This window comes from Dellaglioa sp. CoH-57-MRSF-16 (genome assembly GCF_056782055.1).
Genome location: NZ_JBXAXZ010000115.1, coordinates 1 through 338 on the forward strand (window position 1 = coordinate 1; position 338 = coordinate 338).

At 54.1% G+C, this 338-nt stretch carries 1 protein-coding gene; it reads left to right on the forward strand.

The features are described from left to right. Positions 1–156: 156 nt before the first annotated feature. A partial coding sequence (locus AC1RPH_RS08110; protein WP_481762076.1) for a hypothetical protein occupies positions 157–338 on the forward strand: 182 nt, incomplete at its 3' end.

Consider the following 338-nt stretch of genomic DNA (forward strand, 5'->3'; position numbering starts at 1 on the left):
GTGTCAGTGCCGCCGGCCCCACCAGCCAGCTTGCGCTTTCGTCTAAACGTAGTAGAAGGGCAAAATCTGGTGTTGAAGCAGGTAGGAACACTCAGCTCGATTTACCCAGCGTCTGGCGTAGGCGCGATAGGTCAACGCTTGACTCCGACTACTAGCATGACGCTAGGTCCGGTGCAGGGACTGGCCATTGCCACAACAGCGCCGCTAACTGTAGAGGTCACCACACCAACTGCCGTTAACATCACGTTTAATGTGAATACGATGTTGGTGCTGGACGATAAGTACACGGCCGTTGTGATAACAAACTCGGCTCCCGTAGCTGCCAATTCACCTAATGC